The sequence below is a fragment of the Rhodanobacter sp. 7MK24 genome (assembly GCF_014842995.1).
In the GTDB taxonomy this organism is placed as follows: Bacteria; Pseudomonadota; Gammaproteobacteria; order Xanthomonadales; family Rhodanobacteraceae; genus Rhodanobacter_A.
Genome location: NZ_JACYXL010000014.1, coordinates 29506 through 43587 on the forward strand (window position 1 = coordinate 29506; position 14082 = coordinate 43587).

Genomic DNA, 14082 nt, shown 5'->3' on the forward strand with positions numbered 1-14082 from the left:
GATGACCTCTCGATCCCGGGGAATGGATGGGTGTCAGGCGCAACAGGATCTGCATTCTGGCACGCGGCAGGGCATGGGATCCCGTCGTGCATCCATCCGGCTCAACGGAAATACATGTGGTGGCTCGCCGGCGACTCAAGCCTTGACGATAAAAAAGCCCCGCACATGGCGGGGCTTGGAAAGTCGAAAGCCCCTCTCTCGCAAGCGGGAGAGGGGAGCAGGGCGCTTACGCCTCGATCTCTTCCTTGTACGCATCCACAGGGATGCAGGCGCACATGATGTTCTTGTCGCCGTAGACGTTGTCGACGCGGGCCACCGGCGACCAGTACTTCTGCAATTTCAGCGAAGGCAGCGGGAAGGCGGCCAGTTCGCGCGGGTAGGCGTGCGTCCACTCGCCGGCGCTCACCGCGAACGCGGTGTGCGGGGCGTTGCGCAGCGGGTTGTCGTCGCGGTCCAGCTTGCCTTCCTCCACGGCGCGGATCTCGTCGCGGATCTGGATCATCGCGTCGATGAAGCGGTCCAGCTCGTGCTGCGATTCGCTCTCGGTCGGCTCCACCATCAGCGTGCCGGCCACCGGGAAGCTCAGCGTGGGCGCGTGGAAGCCGAAGTCGATCAGGCGCTTCGCCACGTCCTCGGCGCTGATGCCGGTGGCGTCCTTGATCGGGCGCAGGTCGAGGATGCACTCGTGTGCCACCAGCCCGTTGCGGCCGGTGTACAGCGTGGGGTAGTGCGCGGCGAGGCGCTTGGCGATGTAGTTGGCGTTGAGCAGCGCCACCTGGGTGGCCTTGCGCAAGCCTGCCGTGCCCATCAGCGTGATGTACATCCACGAGATCGGCAGGATCGAGGCGCTGCCGAAGGTGGCGGCGCTGACCGCCGGGCCGTTGCCGGTGCCCTGCGTGCGTGCGCCGTCGTTGCCCAGCGCGCCCGGCAGGAACGGTGCGAGGTGCGAGCGCACCGCACACGGGCCCACGCCCGGGCCGCCGCCGCCGTGCGGGATGCAGAAGGTCTTGTGCAGGTTGAGATGGCTGACGTCCGAGCCCCACTTGCCGGGCTTGGCCACGCCCACCAGCGCGTTCATGTTGGCGCCGTCGGTGTACACCTGCCCGCCGTGCTGGTGGACGATGTCGCAGATCGCCACTACGTCCTCCTCGAACACGCCGTGGGTGGACGGGTAGGTGAGCATGATCGCGGCGAGGTTGGCCGAATGCTTCTCGGCCTGCGCGCGGATGTCTTCCAGGTCGACGTTGCCGTTGGCGTCGCACTTGGTCACCACCACGCGCATGCCGCACATCTGCGCGGAAGCCGGGTTGGTGCCGTGGGCGGACTCGGGGATCAGGCAGATGTCGCGGTGGCCTTCGCCGCGCGACTGGTGATAGGCGCGGATCGCCAGCAGGCCGGCGTATTCGCCTTGCGCGCCGGAGTTCGGCTGCAGGCTTACCGCGTCGTAGCCGGTGATTTCCACCAGCTGCGCTTCCAGCCCGGCGATCAGCTCCTCGTAGCCCTGCGTCTGCGCGGCCGGCGCGAACGGATGGATGTTGCCGAACTCCGGCCAGGTCACCGGGATCATCTCGGCGGTGGCATTGAGCTTCATGGTGCACGAACCCAGCGGGATCATCGTGCGGTCCATCGCCAGGTCCTTGTCGGCCAGCGCGCGCAGGTAGCGCAGCAGCTCGTGCTCGCTGTGGTGGGTGTTGAACACCGGGTGGGTAAGGAAGTCCGAGGTGCGCCGCAGTTCCTGCGGGATCAGCGACGGCGCGCTGGTGTCCAGCGCGTCGATGCTCGGCAGCTTGGCGTCGTCGCCGCCGAAGATGCGCCACAGCAGTTCGATGTCGGCACGCGTGGTGGTCTCGTCCAGCGAAATGCACAGGTACTCGCCCCAGGCCTTGCGCAGGTTGGCGCCCAGTGCCACCGCGCGCGCTGCGATGGCGTCGGTGCGTTCGCCGGTCTTCAGGCTCAGCGTATCGAACGCGGTCTCGTGGTGGCTGGCGGTGAAGCCGAGCTGCTGCAGGCCGGCCCTGAGGATGGCGGCGAGGCGCGCCACGCGCGTGGCGATGCGGGTGAGGCCTTCCGGGCCGTGGTAAACGGCGTACATCGAGGCCATCACGGCGAGCAGCACCTGTGCGGTGCAGATGTTGCTGGTGGCCTTCTCGCGGCGGATGTGCTGCTCGCGCGTCTGCAGGGTGAGGCGGTAGGCCTTGTTGCCTTCGGCGTCGATGGAGACGCCGATCAGGCGGCCCGGCATCGAACGCTTGTACGCATCGCGGCAGGCCATGAAGGCGGCGTGCGGGCCGCCGAAGCCGAACGGCACGCCGAAGCGCTGCGAGTTGCCGATCACGATGTCCGCGCCCATCTCGCCCGGCGGCTTGAGCAGGGTCAGTGCCAGCAGGTCGCTGGCGAAGATGGCCAGTGCGCCCTTGGCATGGACCTTCGCTACATCTTCGCTCCAGTCCATCAACCAGCCGCTGCTGGCCGGGTACTGGATCAGCGCGGCGAAATAGTCGTCCGCGGCGATCGCGGCGTCCCATTCCTCGGCGGAGTTGACCAGTTTGACCGTCAAGCCCAGCGGCTCCGCGCGCGTCTGCATCACCGAGATGGTCTGCGGATGTGCATCGCCGGACACCACGATCACGTTGCCCTTGGCCTTGGCCGAGCGCTTGGCCAGCGTCATCGCCTCGGCCGCCGCGGTGGCTTCGTCCAGCAGCGAGGCGTTGGCGATCTCCATGCCGGTGAGGTCGGCGCACATGGTCTGGAAGTTGATCAGCGCTTCCATGCGGCCCTGCGAGATCTCCGCCTGGTACGGCGTATAGGCCGTGTACCACGCCGGGTTCTCCAGGATGTTGCGCAGGATGACGTTGGGCGTGTGCGTGCCGTAATAGCCCTGGCCGATGAAGCTCCTGAACACCTTGTTCTTGTCCGCGATGGCACGGATCTTCGCCAGCGCCTCCACCTCGCTCATCGCGACGGGCAACGCCAGAGGCGCGGCGGACTTGATCTTCGCGGGCACGATCGCGTCGGTCATAGCCTCCAGCGAGTCGTGGCCGACGGTGCGCAGCATGTGCGCGATCTCGGCGTCGTTGGGGCCGATGTGGCGCGCGATGAAGGCGTCGTGGTTTTCCAGCTCGCGCAGGGAGGGAGTGTTCTGGCTCATGAAGGGCGTCCGAAGTCTGCGTGCATGCCGCACGCGGGCGCCCCTCTGTCCTTTTGCCTGAGAGTTTGGAGGCGTGAGCCTCGTGCCCCTTCGGCGGCGGATCGAACCGCTCTCTCCAGAGTGCTGTTGCGCAGGATGGTATGGGGCCTGAGCGATTACGGGCGTTGCGCCTTCGGCAGCGGTGCGCTCTCGTGGAGCGGCCGCTTCTCCCACCATGCGTTTCGCCGGCAATTATACAGGGGAGGGCCAAGCGTAGCGCTATGCTCCGGGTTCTCCATTTCCCGGAGCCGCCATGATCCGCATTGGCGAAATCGACCATGTCGTGCTGCGCGCCATCGACGTCGAGGCGATGCGGCATTTCTATTGCGATGTCCTGGGTTGCCGCGAAGAGCGCCGGCAGGACGAGATCGGCCTGCTGCAGCTGCGTGCCGGTGCGTCGTTGATCGACCTGGTCGGGGTGGAGGGCAAGCTGGGTCGCCATGGCGGCGCGGCGCCGGGCAGGGAGGGCCACAACATGGATCACCTTTGCCTGCGCGTTGAGAAGTACGACGAAGCGGCGATCCTCGCGCATCTCGAGGCGCATGGCGTACGTATCGGCGAGCTGGGTATGCGCTACGGCGCGCGTGGCGAAGGGCCTTCGATCTATTGCTACGACCCGCAGGGGAACATGATCGAGCTCAAGGGGCCGGCATCGGATATCTAGCCGGCCGTGGCACCCAGTGCCGCAGCCAGGTCGCCGCAATCGACGAAATGCCAGTCGGCCAGATCAGGCCATTGGTTCAGCGGCAGGTTCACCAGCACGGCCTGTGCGCCGGCAGCGCGGGCACAAGCCAGGTCGTAGGCATAGTCGCCAACCATGGTCAGCAGGGCAGGATCGATTGCCCAATGTTCGGCCAGGCGGTGCAGCCCGGCGGGGTCGGGCTTCGGTGGCGCGTCTTCGCGGCCCAGCACGTCGGCCGGGTCGAAGCAGTCGGCCAGGCCGATCGCTTCCAGCGAAAGCAGGGCCAGTTCGCGCAGGTTGCGGGTGAGGATGCCGAGCCGGCAGCCGCGCGCCGCGAGCGAGCGGACCAGTGCGATCGCGCCCATGGCAGGGCGCGAAGCCAGCGCAAGCCCGCGCTCGTGCTCAAGCAGCCACACGCGCTTCGCATCGGCTTCGTACGCAGGCAGCGCGGCGATGTGAGCAAGGATGTCTTCGTGGTCGCGAACGCCCAGAGCCTGGCGGATCGCGGCGAAGTCGTGCACGGCGACGGTCAGCGTGCCATCGAGATCGAAAACCCAATGGCGCCGGGAGGCAAGGACATGCGGCGAGGACGTCATCGGCAGCTCACCCATTGCGGCGCGTGCGAATCGCAAAAACGACGAAGCCCGCATCGCTGCGGGCTTCGTCTACAATTGGTGCCCAGGAGAGGACTCGAACCTCCACGGTTTTACCCGCTAGTACCTGAAACTAGTGCGTCTACCAATTCCGCCACCTGGGCAGGTGTCGCGCGTGCCTTTCGGGCTGCGTGAGCCGCGTAGATTAGGCATCTGCCCAGCTCCTGTCAACACTTTGTTGACGCTTTCCATTTTTCGGTTGTGCCGCTCGTGGCGCAGCCATCCATACAAGGTAATTTCGTGACCAAGAAGAACAACAAGAACATGCAAGACAAGCGCGCGAGCGCGAAACCGCCGGCCGGCAAGCGCAAGGGCGCCACGCGCGACCCGCAGGCCGAGCGCGAGGCGCAGCGCTACGAGCGCCCCATTCCCAGCCGCGAGGCCATCCTCGCCCTGCTGGAGGAGCGCGGCGAACTGCTCACCGAGGCGCGCATCGCCGAGGTGCTGGCGCTGCACGAATCCGACGACCTGTTCGCACTGCACAAGCGCCTCGGCGCGATGGTGCGCGATGGCCAGTTGCTGCTGGGGCGCCGCGGCGGCTATGCGCCGGCGAAGAAGCTCGACCTGATTCCCGGCGTGGTGCTGGCCAATGCCGAGGGTTACGGCTTTCTGCGCCCCGACGAGGGCGGCGATGACCTTTACCTCTCGCCGCAGCAGATGCGCGGCGTACTGCACGGCGACCGCGTGCTGGCCAGCGTGGTCGGCGTGGATCGGCGCGGACGTCGCCAGGGCGCGATTGCCGAAGTGCTGCAGCGGCGTTCGCCGCGGCTGGTGGGCCGCGTGGTGGTGGAGAACGGCGTGACCCTGGTGGCGCCGGACGACCGCCGCCTGCACCAGGACGTGATGATCCCGCCCGGCGAGACGCAGGGCGCGCGCGCCGGCCAGATCGTGGTGGCCGAAATCACCGATCCGCCCACGCCGCATCGCGGCCCGTTGGGCGTGATTCGCACCGTGCTGGGCGAACGCCTGCAACCTTCGCTGCTGATCGAGATGGCCATCGCCAGCCACGACCTGCCGCATGAGTGGCCGGCCGAGGTATTGCGCGATGCAGCCGAGGTGGAGCCCGAAGTCACCGCCGCCGAGCGCGAAGGCCGTGTCGACCTGCGCAAGCTGCCGCTGGTGACCATCGACGGTGCCGATGCGCGCGACTTCGACGATGCCGTATACGCCGAACCCAAGCGTGGCGGCGGCTGGCGTCTGGTCGTCGCCATCGCCGACGTGTCGCATTACGTACCGGTGGGTGCTGCGCTGGATCGCGAGGCGTACGAGCGCAGCACCTCCACCTATTTCCCCGGCTTCGTGGTGCCCATGCTGCCGGAGACGCTGTCCAACGGCATCTGCTCGCTCAATCCCAAGGTGGAGCGGCTGTGCATGGTCTGCGACATGGTCGTCGAAGCCGACGGCGAAGTAGCGAAGTCGAAGTTCTATCCGGCGGTGATGCGTTCGCACGCGCGGCTCACCTACGACCAGGTGTGGCAGGCCGTGGGTCTGCGCGAGCCCGGCGCCCTCGACGCGGTGTCCGACGTGCTGCCGCAGCTGGAAAACCTGCATGTGCTGTACAAGGCGATGGCCGCCCAACGCAAGCAGCGCGGCGCCATCGACTTCGAGACTCCGGAAGTGAAGTTCCGCCTCGACCAGCGCGGCGAGGTGGAGTCGGCCGGCGCCACCGAGCGCAACGACGCGCACAAGCTGATCGAGGAATGCATGATCGCCGCCAACGTGCAGGCGGCGCTGTTCCTGGAAAAGAAGAAGATCCCCGCACTGTTCCGTGCCCACGAGCCGCCGCCGGCGGAGAAGTACGAAGACCTGCAGCAGTTCCTGCGCGAGTTCAAGCTGCGCATGCCGCCCGTGGAAGAGGTGACGCCGGCCGATTTCGCCGATGTGCTGCGCCTGGTGGCCGAGCGCCCCGAGCGCGAGCTGATCCAGAGCGTCCTGCTGCGCGCGCAAAGCATGGCGGCCTACCAGCCCGACAACCGCGGCCACTTCGGCCTGGCGCTTTCGGCCTACGCGCATTTCACCTCGCCGATCCGCCGTTACCCGGACCTGCTGGTGCATCGTGCGATCCGCTACGCCCTCACCGGCGGCAAACCGGCCGGCTACGAATACACGCCCGCGCAGATGGCCACGATGGCGGTGCATTGCTCGCAGCGCGAGCGCCGTGCCGAGGAAGCCGAGCGCGACGTGGACGAACGCTACAAGTGCGCATGGATGGCCAAGCACGTGGGCGAGGAGTTCGCGGGCGTGGTCACTGGCGTTACCTCGTTCGGCCTGTTCGTGGAACTGGACGAATCCAAGGTGTCCGGCCTCGTCCACATCAGTCAGCTCAGCAACGATTACTACCACTTCGACCCGCAGCGCCACATGCTGAAGGGCGAACGCAGCGGCGCGCAGTACCGGCTGGGTGATCACGTGCGGGTGCAGGTGCTGCGCGCCAGCCTGGAAGACCGCAAGATCGACTTCCGGCTGGCCGCACCGCGCGCTTCCGTCACGCCGCCCACGCGCGTGGCGCGGGCCTACGATTATGCTGCGTCGGGCGAGCGCTATTCGCTGCCCGGCAGCAAGGCGCCGGGCATGGTCGGCAAAGCGGCGCAGGCGATTGGCCGCATGTTCGGCCGGCGCGAGCAACCGGTGTCCCCCACCGTGCCGCCGCCGCGCGATAATCCGCCGCCCGCTGCCGCGCGTTCGCGCAAGCCGGCAGGGCAGGTTGCCGCGGCGAAGGCCGACGGCAAGCCGCACAAGAGCACACAGAAAGCGCCGCGTGCCACGAAGAAATCGGCCGCGCGGCCACCGAAACCGAAAGGCAGGAAATGAACGAACACTGGATCGTCGGCATCAACCCGGTCGATGGCGCACTGAACAACGATGCCGCGCGCGTGTGCGAGCTGCTGGTCGAAAACGGCCAGCGCAACCCGCGCGTGCACGAACTGGCCGAACGCGCCAAGGCACTGAAGATCCCGGTGCATCATCGCCCGCGCGAGCAGCTCGACAAGCTTGCCGGCGAAGCGCGCCACCAGGGCGTGGCGGCGTTGTACGAAGCGCCCGCGATGGCGACGGAAGGCGACCTGCCGGAATTGCTGGAGCAGGCGGGTGGCTCGGCGCTGGTGCTGGTGCTGGACGGCGTCACCGATCCGCATAATCTCGGCGCCTGTCTGCGCAGTGCGGCGGCGGCCAATGTCACCGCCGTGATCGTGCCGAAGGATCGCGCCGTGGGCCTCACGCCGGTGGTGCGTCGCGCCTCGGCGGGCGGCGCGGATCGCGTGCCGTTGATCGCGGTGACCAACCTCGCGCGCACGCTGCGCGTGCTCAAGGATGCCGGCGTGTGGATCACTGGACTGGCTGGCGATACTGACCAGTCGATCTACAGCATCGACCTCAAGGGGCCGGTGGCGCTGGTGATGGGCAGCGAAGGCGAAGGCCTGCGCCGGCTCACGCGCGAAACCTGCGATTTCACGGCGAAGATCCCGATGCCGGGCGCGATGGAAAGCCTCAACGTTTCCGTGGCGACCGGCGTCGTATTGTTCGAAGCCCTGCGGCAGCGGAGCGCACAGCGATGACCTTCCACTGGTACGACTGGGCCGGCTACCTCGGCGTGCTGCTGGTGCTGCTGGCGTACTTCCTGCTGCAGGCCCGCAAGCTGCACGGCAACAAGCTGGGCTACCAGCTCATGAATATCTTCGGTGCGTTCGGCGTGCTGCTGTCGCTGACGTTCGGCAGCTTCAACTGGTCGGCGTTCCTGCTCGAGGTGGCATGGATCGCCATTGGCATCTACGGCATTGCGCGTGGGGTGAAGCTGAGGCGCCTCGAGCGCTGAAATGCGTCGCACGCATTGCCTGTCATGCCGGCGCAGGCCGGTATCCAGCAGCGATCAGTTTGTACGAGCTGCACAATCGCTGGATGCCGGCCCGCGCCCGCATGACGATTCCGGTATCGGCTGTGGAACCTGCCTCAGTCCCCGCGATCGCCCAGCTTCGGCATTTCCGGGTTCGCCGTGAGGTCGCGCTTGTTGCGCTGGGCGGTGAGCGGCTCGCCGGTGACCTGGTACCACACGTTCTCGGCGATATTGGTGGCGTGGTCGCCGATGCGCTCGATGTTCTTGGCCATGAACAGCAGATGCGTGCACGGCGTGATGTTGCGCGGATCTTCCATCATGTACGTGAGCAACTGGCGGAAGTAGCCGGTATAGGCGTCATCCAGCTCCACGTCGTCCTTCCACACCTGGTAGGCACGCTCGGCGTCGCGGTCGCGGTGGGCGCGCAGCACTTCGCGCACTTCGGCGGCGGCCAGTTCGGCGAGGTGGGCCAGGCCGCTGGTGGGGTTGATCGGGGCGGCCATCGACAGCGGGATGGAGCGCTTGGCCACGTTCGCGGCGTAGTCGCCGATGCGCTCGATGTCGGCGGCGATGCGCAGCGCGGCGAACACGTTGCGCAGGTCGCCTGCCATCGGTGCGCGCAGCGCCAGCAGGCGTACCACGTCGTGGCTGATTTCCTGTTCGAGCTGGTCGATGGCGTCGTCGTTGCCCACCACGTGCTGGGCGGCGCGTTCGTCGCGGCGTTCCACCACGTCGATCGCCGCTTCCAGCTGGCTCACCGCCAGCTCGCCCATGCGCACCAGCTCGCCGGTGAGGCGCGCCAGCTCGTCGTCGTAGCTCTTGATGATGTGTTCTTTGCCAGTGCTCATGGTGTGCCTCGTGGTTGTTCCCTTCTCCCTCCGGGAGAAGGTGCCCGAAGGGCGGATGAGGTTCGGGCGGAGTGCTGTGCCAAGGGTTCCCGAACCCTCTCCCGGAGGGAGAGGGCTTCGATGGATCAGCCGAACCGCCCGGTGATGTAATCCTCGGTCTGCTTCTTCGAGGGCTTGGTAAAGATCTTTTCGGTGACATCGAACTCGATCAGGTCGCCCATGTACATGAAGGCGGTGCGGTCGGAGACGCGTGCAGCCTGCTGCATGTTGTGGGTGACGATGACGATGGTGTAGTCGCGCTTGAGTTCCTCCACCAGCTGCTCGATGCGGCCGGTGGCGATGGGGTCGAGTGCCGAAGTGGGTTCGTCCAGCAGCAGCACCTCGGGCTTCAGCGCGATGCCGCGCGCGATGCACAGGCGTTGCTGCTGGCCGCCGGAGAGGCCGAGCGCGCTCTTGCCGAGCTTGTCCTTCACCTCGTCCCACAGCGCGGCGCGGCGCAACGCCTGTTCCACGCGTTCGGCCATCTCGGCCTTGCCGAGTTTTTCGTGGTGGCGAATGCCGTAGGCCACGTTCTCGAAGATGGTCATCGGGAACGGCACCGGCTTCTGGAACACCATGCCGACCTTGCTGCGCAGGCGATTCATCGAATACTTCGGGTCGAGGATGTTCTCGCCATCCAGCATCACTTCACCCTTGGCTTCCAGCTTCGGGTAGATCGCGTAGATGCGGTTGAAGATGCGCAGCAGGGTGGACTTGCCGCAGCCGGAAGGACCGATGATCGCGGTGACCTGCTTTTCCGGGATATCCATGGCGACGCCCTTCAGCGCATGGGCACCGTTGTAGTAGAAGTGCAGGTCGCGCACCGCGATCTTGGTACGCGTGGCGGAAGCCGCGGCGGTGTTCGCCGTGGCGTTCGCGGCACTCGCGGCGAGGTCAGTCATAACGCACCTTGTGGCGGGAGAACAGCATTCGGGTCAGCAGGCTGAGCGCAAGCACGAACAGCGTGATCAGCAGGGCGCCGGCCCAGGCGATGGCATGCAGGTCGGGGCTGGGGTCGTTGGTGTACTGGTAGATCGCCACCGGCAGGCTTTCCATCTTGTCCAGCGGATGCACGGTCATGAAGTTGTTGCCGAAGGCGGTGAACAGCAGCGGTGCGGTTTCGCCCGCCAGGCGCGCCAGCGCCAGCAGCACGCCGGTGACGATGCCGGAAGTGGCTGCGCGCATCAGCACCTGTATGGTCATCTTCCACTGCGGGATGCCCAGCGACAGCGTGGCCTCGCGCAGTGTGCCCGGCACCAGCTGCAGCATTTCGTCGGTGGTGCGCACGATCACCGGCAGGCCGATCAGCGCCAACGCCACCGAACCGGCGAGGCCGGAGAACGACACCGAACCATGCGTGAGGCTGGACATCGGCAGCACCACGATCACGTACACGAACAGGCCCAGCACGATGGACGGTGCCGACAGTAGGATGTCGTTGAGGAAGCGGATGGTGGCGCCGAGCCGGGTGCGGTTGGCGTATTCGGCGAGGAAGGTGCCGGCGAGCACGCCGATCGGCGCGCAGATCAGCAGCGCCATGACATCCATGATCAGGCTGCCCACGATGGCGTTGGACAGGCCGCCCTGGTCGGCGTAGGCGGTGATTCGGGTGAACAGGTGCGGAGTGATCGCGCCGAGACCGCTCTTCAGGGTGGTCCACAGGATCCACGCCAGGAACAGCAGGCCCAGCAGGGTGGCGCAAGCGCTCAACACCAGCGCCACCACGTTGACGATGCGACGGCGCAGGTAGACGGAGGCGGCCATCAGTTGCCCTCCTTGCGCGACAGCCGGCGCAGCATCAGGCGCGCGATCAGCAGCACGATGAAGGTCACCACGAACAGCAGGAAGCCCAGCGCGACCAGCGCCGAGCGGTGCGTGCCCACCGCCTCGTTGAACTCGTTGGCGATGGAGGAGGAGATCGAGGTGCCGGGCATCAGCAGCGAGCCGCTGAGGTCGTAGGCGTTGCCGAGCACGAAGGTCACCGCCATCGTTTCGCCCAGCGCGCGGCCGAGGCCGAGGAAGATGCCGCCGATCACCGCCGAGCGCGTGTAGGGCAGCACGATGTCCCACACCACCTCCCAGGTGGTCGAGCCCAGTGCGTAGGAGGATTCCTTGAGGCGCACCGGTACCGTCTGGAACACCTCGCGCATCACCGAGCAGATGAAGGGCAGGATCATCACCGCCAGCACGATGCCCGCGGTGAGCAGGCCCAAGCCCAGCGGCGGGCCTTGGAACAGCTTGCCGACCAGCGGCAGCTTGCCCAGCGTGTCGGAAAGCGCCGGCTCGATGTTCGCCATGAACGGCACGAACACGAACAGGCCCCACATGCCGTAGATGATCGACGGGATGCTGGCCAGCAGTTCGATGGCAGTGGCTACCGGGCCGCGCAACCAGTTGGGAGCGATCTCGGTAAGGAACAGGGCGATGCCGAAGCTCACCGGCACCGCCAGCACCAGCGCGATCAACGAGGTGACCAGGGTGCCGTAGATCGGCGCCAGTGCGCCGTAGTCGTCGGTGACCGGATTCCAGGTGTCGCTGGTGAGGAAATGGAAGCCACCCTTGAACAACACCTCGCGCCCGCCCCACAGCGTGGACAGCGCGGCGCCGAGCAGGGTCGCCAGTACCAGCAGCGCGCAGCACTTCAGCAGCGTGCGGAACCATGCATCGTGGCGCGCGTCGCGGCGGCTGCGTTGGTCGACGTCGGTGGCTGGGATCGATGACATGCGATGTTCGCGATGAGGTTTCTCCTTCTCCCTTGGGGAGAAGGTGGCCCGAAGGGCCGGATGAGGGTTCGGGCATGGCGATACGTATCGCCATGCCCGAACCTTCTTCCCAACCCCTCCTCCGGAGGAGGAGGGGTTTCGAGGCTTGCGCTTACTGCTTGATCTCGGTCTTCCAGTAGTTCTCGATCTGGCCGACCAGGTTGGTGGGCAGCGGCACGTAGTCCAGCGAGCGGGCGGCGTCCTGGCCGTTCTCGTAGGACCACTTGAAGAAGTCGAGGATGACCTTGCCGTTGGCGGCGTTCTTCGGCTGCTTGTACACGATCACCCACGAGGTGGCGGTGATCGGCCACGCACCGGCGCCCGGGGCGTTGGTCATCAGCAGGTTGAAGTTCTTCGCGCTCGCCCAGTCGGCGGTGGCGGCGGCGGCCTGGAAGCTGGCCGTGTTCGGCTGCACCACCTTGCCGGCGGCATTCTTCATCACCGCGTAACCGATGTTGTTCTTCAGCGCGTAGGCATATTCCACGTAGCCAATGGAATTCGGGATCTGGCGGATGTACGCCGACACGCCCTCGTTGCCCTTGCCGCCGATGCCGGTCGGCCAGTTCACCGCCGTGCCTTCGCCCACCTTGGCCTTCCAGGTGGCGTCGACCTTGGAGAGGTAGTCGCTGAAGTTGAAGGTGGTGCCCGAGCCGTCCGAGCGATGCACCACGGTGATCTTCGCGTCGGGCAGCTTCACGCCCGGGTTCAGCGCGGCGATGGCCGGGTCGTTCCACTTGGCGACGGTGCCGAGGAAGATGCCCGCGAGCGTCTTGCCGTCCAGCACCAGCTTGCCCGGGGCGACGCCGGTGACGTTGAACGCCGGCACGATGCCGCCGATCACGTCGGGGAACTGGGCCAGGCCGAACTGGCCGAGCGTGGCTTCGTCCAGCGGCATGTCGCTGGCGCCGAAATCCACCGTGCCGGCCTTGATCTGGGCGATGCCGCCGCCCGAGCCGATGGACTGGTAGTTGACGCGGTTGCCGGTCTTCTCCGCGTAGGCGGCCGACCACTTCGAGATCACCGGATAGACGAAGCTGGAGCCCGCGCCGGTGATGTCGGTGGCTTGCGCGGACAGGCTGCCCAGCGCACAGGCGGCGGCAAAGGCGATGGCGCCGAGGCGGAACATGGAACGGGAAGAGGTGAACACGTGGTGGCTCCTTGGTGTGCACGGGGCGTGCGCCCGGTTGCCCGCCATTGCAGCGTCGGCGTGTTGCAATGAAATGAGATGAATGTTTCAGGCAGATGACAATCCGGCAGGCGAGGGCCTCCGGAGGGCGGGGCAGGCTCTCAGCCCGCGTCCAAGTCGACCCGGTTGCGCTCCAGCGTTTCCAGTTGCCGCCAGCGATTGACGATGTCACAGAACAGCATGGCGGTGATCTCGGCATCGTAGATCGCCGAATGCGCCTCACGGGTGTCGAAGTTGCGGCCCGAGGCCTGCACCGCCTTGCCCAGTACGGTCTGCCCGTAGGCCAGGCCGCCCAGCGTAGCCGTGTCGAAGCAGCTGAAAGGGTGGAAGGGGTTGCGCTTGTTGCCGGTGCGGCGCACCGCGGCGTTGACGAAACCCAGATCGAACGCGGCATTGTGGCCGACCAGGATCGCGCGCTGGCAGCCGTTGTCGCGCACGGCGACGCGGACCGCCTTGAAGATGTGTTCCAGCGCCAGTTGTTCGTCCAGCGCGCCGCGCAGCGGGTTGCCTGGGTCGATGCCGGTGATTTCCAGCGCGCGCGGGTCGAGATTGGCACCGGGGAAGGGGTGCACATGAGCTTGCACGGTGGGCAGCGGATGTACGAAACCCTGCTCATCCATGCCCACGGCGACCGCGGCGATTTCCAGCAGGGCATCGCGCTCGGCGTCGAAACCGCCGGTCTCCACGTCCACGATCACCGGAAGAAAGCCGCGAAAACGTTCGGCCATGCGGCTGGCCATGTTGTTGAGTAACCCCATTGATGAAGCATATCAGTCGTTGCGCACCGGCCGCGAATGCGGTGGGGCGCTCAGGGGAGGTGCGTTGTCTTCGATCTGTAACAAAACATCCACATGGCAGTAAAACGGCCAACGCATTCTTTACGTCGACCCCGCTTG

At 66.5% G+C, this 14082-nt stretch carries 12 protein-coding genes, 1 tRNA gene and 1 riboswitch; of the genes, 4 read left to right on the forward strand and 9 right to left on the reverse strand.

Features of this window, described 5'->3' with window-relative positions:
- Positions 1–226: 226 nt before the first annotated feature.
- On the reverse strand, positions 227–3148 hold the full coding sequence (gene gcvP / locus IHE49_RS17160) for an aminomethyl-transferring glycine dehydrogenase (protein WP_192160222.1): 2922 nt from the start codon (positions 3146–3148) through the stop codon (positions 227–229).
- A gap of 35 nt (positions 3149–3183) precedes the next feature.
- Positions 3184–3277: riboswitch (glycine riboswitch) on the reverse strand.
- A 163-nt stretch (positions 3278–3440) separates the two neighbouring features.
- Here gcvP and IHE49_RS17165 point away from each other — a divergent pair.
- Positions 3441–3851 carry a VOC family protein gene (locus IHE49_RS17165; RefSeq protein ID WP_192160225.1) on the forward strand — a complete coding sequence of 137 codons (411 nt, stop codon included), beginning with the start codon at positions 3441–3443 and terminating at the stop codon, positions 3849–3851.
- On the opposite strand, the gene IHE49_RS17170 is transcribed toward IHE49_RS17165, so the two are convergent.
- Positions 3848–4465: an HAD-IA family hydrolase gene (locus tag IHE49_RS17170; RefSeq protein ID WP_225578531.1), complete on the reverse strand. Its 618-nt coding sequence runs from the start codon at positions 4463–4465 to the stop codon at positions 3848–3850. The two genes, IHE49_RS17165 and IHE49_RS17170, sit on opposite strands and share 4 nt — an antisense overlap.
- 76 nt (positions 4466–4541) lie before the next feature.
- A tRNA-Leu gene (locus IHE49_RS17175) sits at positions 4542–4626 on the reverse strand.
- A gap of 160 nt (positions 4627–4786) precedes the next feature.
- Here IHE49_RS17175 and rnr point away from each other — a divergent pair.
- The 3 genes from rnr to IHE49_RS17190 are packed head-to-tail and all read left to right on the forward strand — an operon-like array spanning position 4787 to position 8333.
- Positions 4787–7333 (forward strand): ribonuclease R, encoded by a 2547-nt coding sequence (rnr, locus tag IHE49_RS17180; protein WP_192160286.1) that lies wholly within the window; start codon positions 4787–4789, stop codon positions 7331–7333.
- On the forward strand, positions 7330–8076 hold the full coding sequence (rlmB, locus tag IHE49_RS17185; RefSeq protein ID WP_192160229.1) for a 23S rRNA (guanosine(2251)-2'-O)-methyltransferase RlmB: 747 nt from the start codon (positions 7330–7332) through the stop codon (positions 8074–8076). The genes rnr and rlmB overlap by 4 nt, the downstream gene beginning before the upstream one ends.
- A complete protein-coding gene (locus IHE49_RS17190) occupies positions 8073–8333 on the forward strand; it encodes a hypothetical protein (protein WP_192160230.1) in 261 nt (86 codons plus the stop codon). Before rlmB ends, IHE49_RS17190 begins: the two co-directional genes overlap by 4 nt.
- A 134-nt stretch (positions 8334–8467) precedes the next feature.
- On the opposite strand, the gene phoU is transcribed toward IHE49_RS17190, so the two are convergent.
- The 6 genes from phoU to rnt all read right to left on the reverse strand — a co-directional run bounded on the left by phoU (position 8468) and on the right by rnt (position 13944).
- Entirely contained in the window at positions 8468–9199 is a 732-nt protein-coding gene (phoU, locus tag IHE49_RS17195; RefSeq protein WP_192160231.1) for a phosphate signaling complex protein PhoU, read from the reverse strand.
- Between the two features lie 125 nt (positions 9200–9324).
- Positions 9325–10140: a phosphate ABC transporter ATP-binding protein PstB gene (gene pstB / locus IHE49_RS17200; RefSeq protein WP_192160232.1), complete on the reverse strand. Its 816-nt coding sequence runs from the start codon at positions 10138–10140 to the stop codon at positions 9325–9327.
- Positions 10133–11002, reverse strand: coding sequence for a phosphate ABC transporter permease PstA (gene pstA / locus IHE49_RS17205; protein ID WP_192160233.1), 870 nt, complete (start codon positions 11000–11002; stop codon positions 10133–10135). The genes pstB and pstA overlap by 8 nt, the downstream gene beginning before the upstream one ends.
- Positions 11002–11961 carry a phosphate ABC transporter permease subunit PstC gene (gene pstC, locus IHE49_RS17210; protein ID WP_192160235.1) on the reverse strand — a complete coding sequence of 320 codons (960 nt, stop codon included), beginning with the start codon at positions 11959–11961 and terminating at the stop codon, positions 11002–11004. Before pstC ends, pstA begins: the two co-directional genes overlap by 1 nt.
- Positions 11962–12112: 151 nt before the next feature.
- Complete coding sequence (pstS, locus tag IHE49_RS17215; RefSeq protein ID WP_192160288.1) at positions 12113–13126, reverse strand: phosphate ABC transporter substrate-binding protein PstS; 1014 nt, start codon at positions 13124–13126, stop codon at positions 12113–12115.
- A gap of 161 nt (positions 13127–13287) precedes the next feature.
- Complete coding sequence (gene rnt, locus IHE49_RS17220) at positions 13288–13944, reverse strand: ribonuclease T (RefSeq protein ID WP_192160236.1); 657 nt, start codon at positions 13942–13944, stop codon at positions 13288–13290.
- Positions 13945–14082 lie beyond the last annotated feature (138 nt).

Excerpts from the sequence above, each read along its gene's own strand:
- gcvP (WP_192160222.1), bottom strand. The coding sequence starts at position 3,148 with ATGAGCCAGAACACTCCCTCCCTGCGCGAGCTGGAAAACCACGACGCC.
- IHE49_RS17165 (WP_192160225.1), top strand. The coding sequence starts at position 3,441 with ATGATCCGCATTGGCGAAATCGACCATGTCGTGCTGCGCGCCATCGAC.
- IHE49_RS17170 (WP_225578531.1), bottom strand. The coding sequence starts at position 4,465 with ATGACGTCCTCGCCGCATGTCCTTGCCTCCCGGCGCCATTGGGTTTTC.
- rnr (WP_192160286.1), top strand. The coding sequence starts at position 4,787 with ATGCAAGACAAGCGCGCGAGCGCGAAACCGCCGGCCGGCAAGCGCAAG.
- rlmB (WP_192160229.1), top strand. The coding sequence starts at position 7,330 with ATGAACGAACACTGGATCGTCGGCATCAACCCGGTCGATGGCGCACTG.
- IHE49_RS17190 (WP_192160230.1), top strand. The coding sequence starts at position 8,073 with ATGACCTTCCACTGGTACGACTGGGCCGGCTACCTCGGCGTGCTGCTG.
- phoU (WP_192160231.1), bottom strand. The coding sequence starts at position 9,199 with ATGAGCACTGGCAAAGAACACATCATCAAGAGCTACGACGACGAGCTG.
- pstB (WP_192160232.1), bottom strand. The coding sequence starts at position 10,140 with ATGACTGACCTCGCCGCGAGTGCCGCGAACGCCACGGCGAACACCGCC.
- pstA (WP_192160233.1), bottom strand. The coding sequence starts at position 11,002 with ATGGCCGCCTCCGTCTACCTGCGCCGTCGCATCGTCAACGTGGTGGCG.
- pstC (WP_192160235.1), bottom strand. The coding sequence starts at position 11,961 with ATGTCATCGATCCCAGCCACCGACGTCGACCAACGCAGCCGCCGCGAC.
- pstS (WP_192160288.1), bottom strand. The coding sequence starts at position 13,126 with ATGTTCCGCCTCGGCGCCATCGCCTTTGCCGCCGCCTGTGCGCTGGGC.
- rnt (WP_192160236.1), bottom strand. The coding sequence starts at position 13,944 with ATGGGGTTACTCAACAACATGGCCAGCCGCATGGCCGAACGTTTTCGC.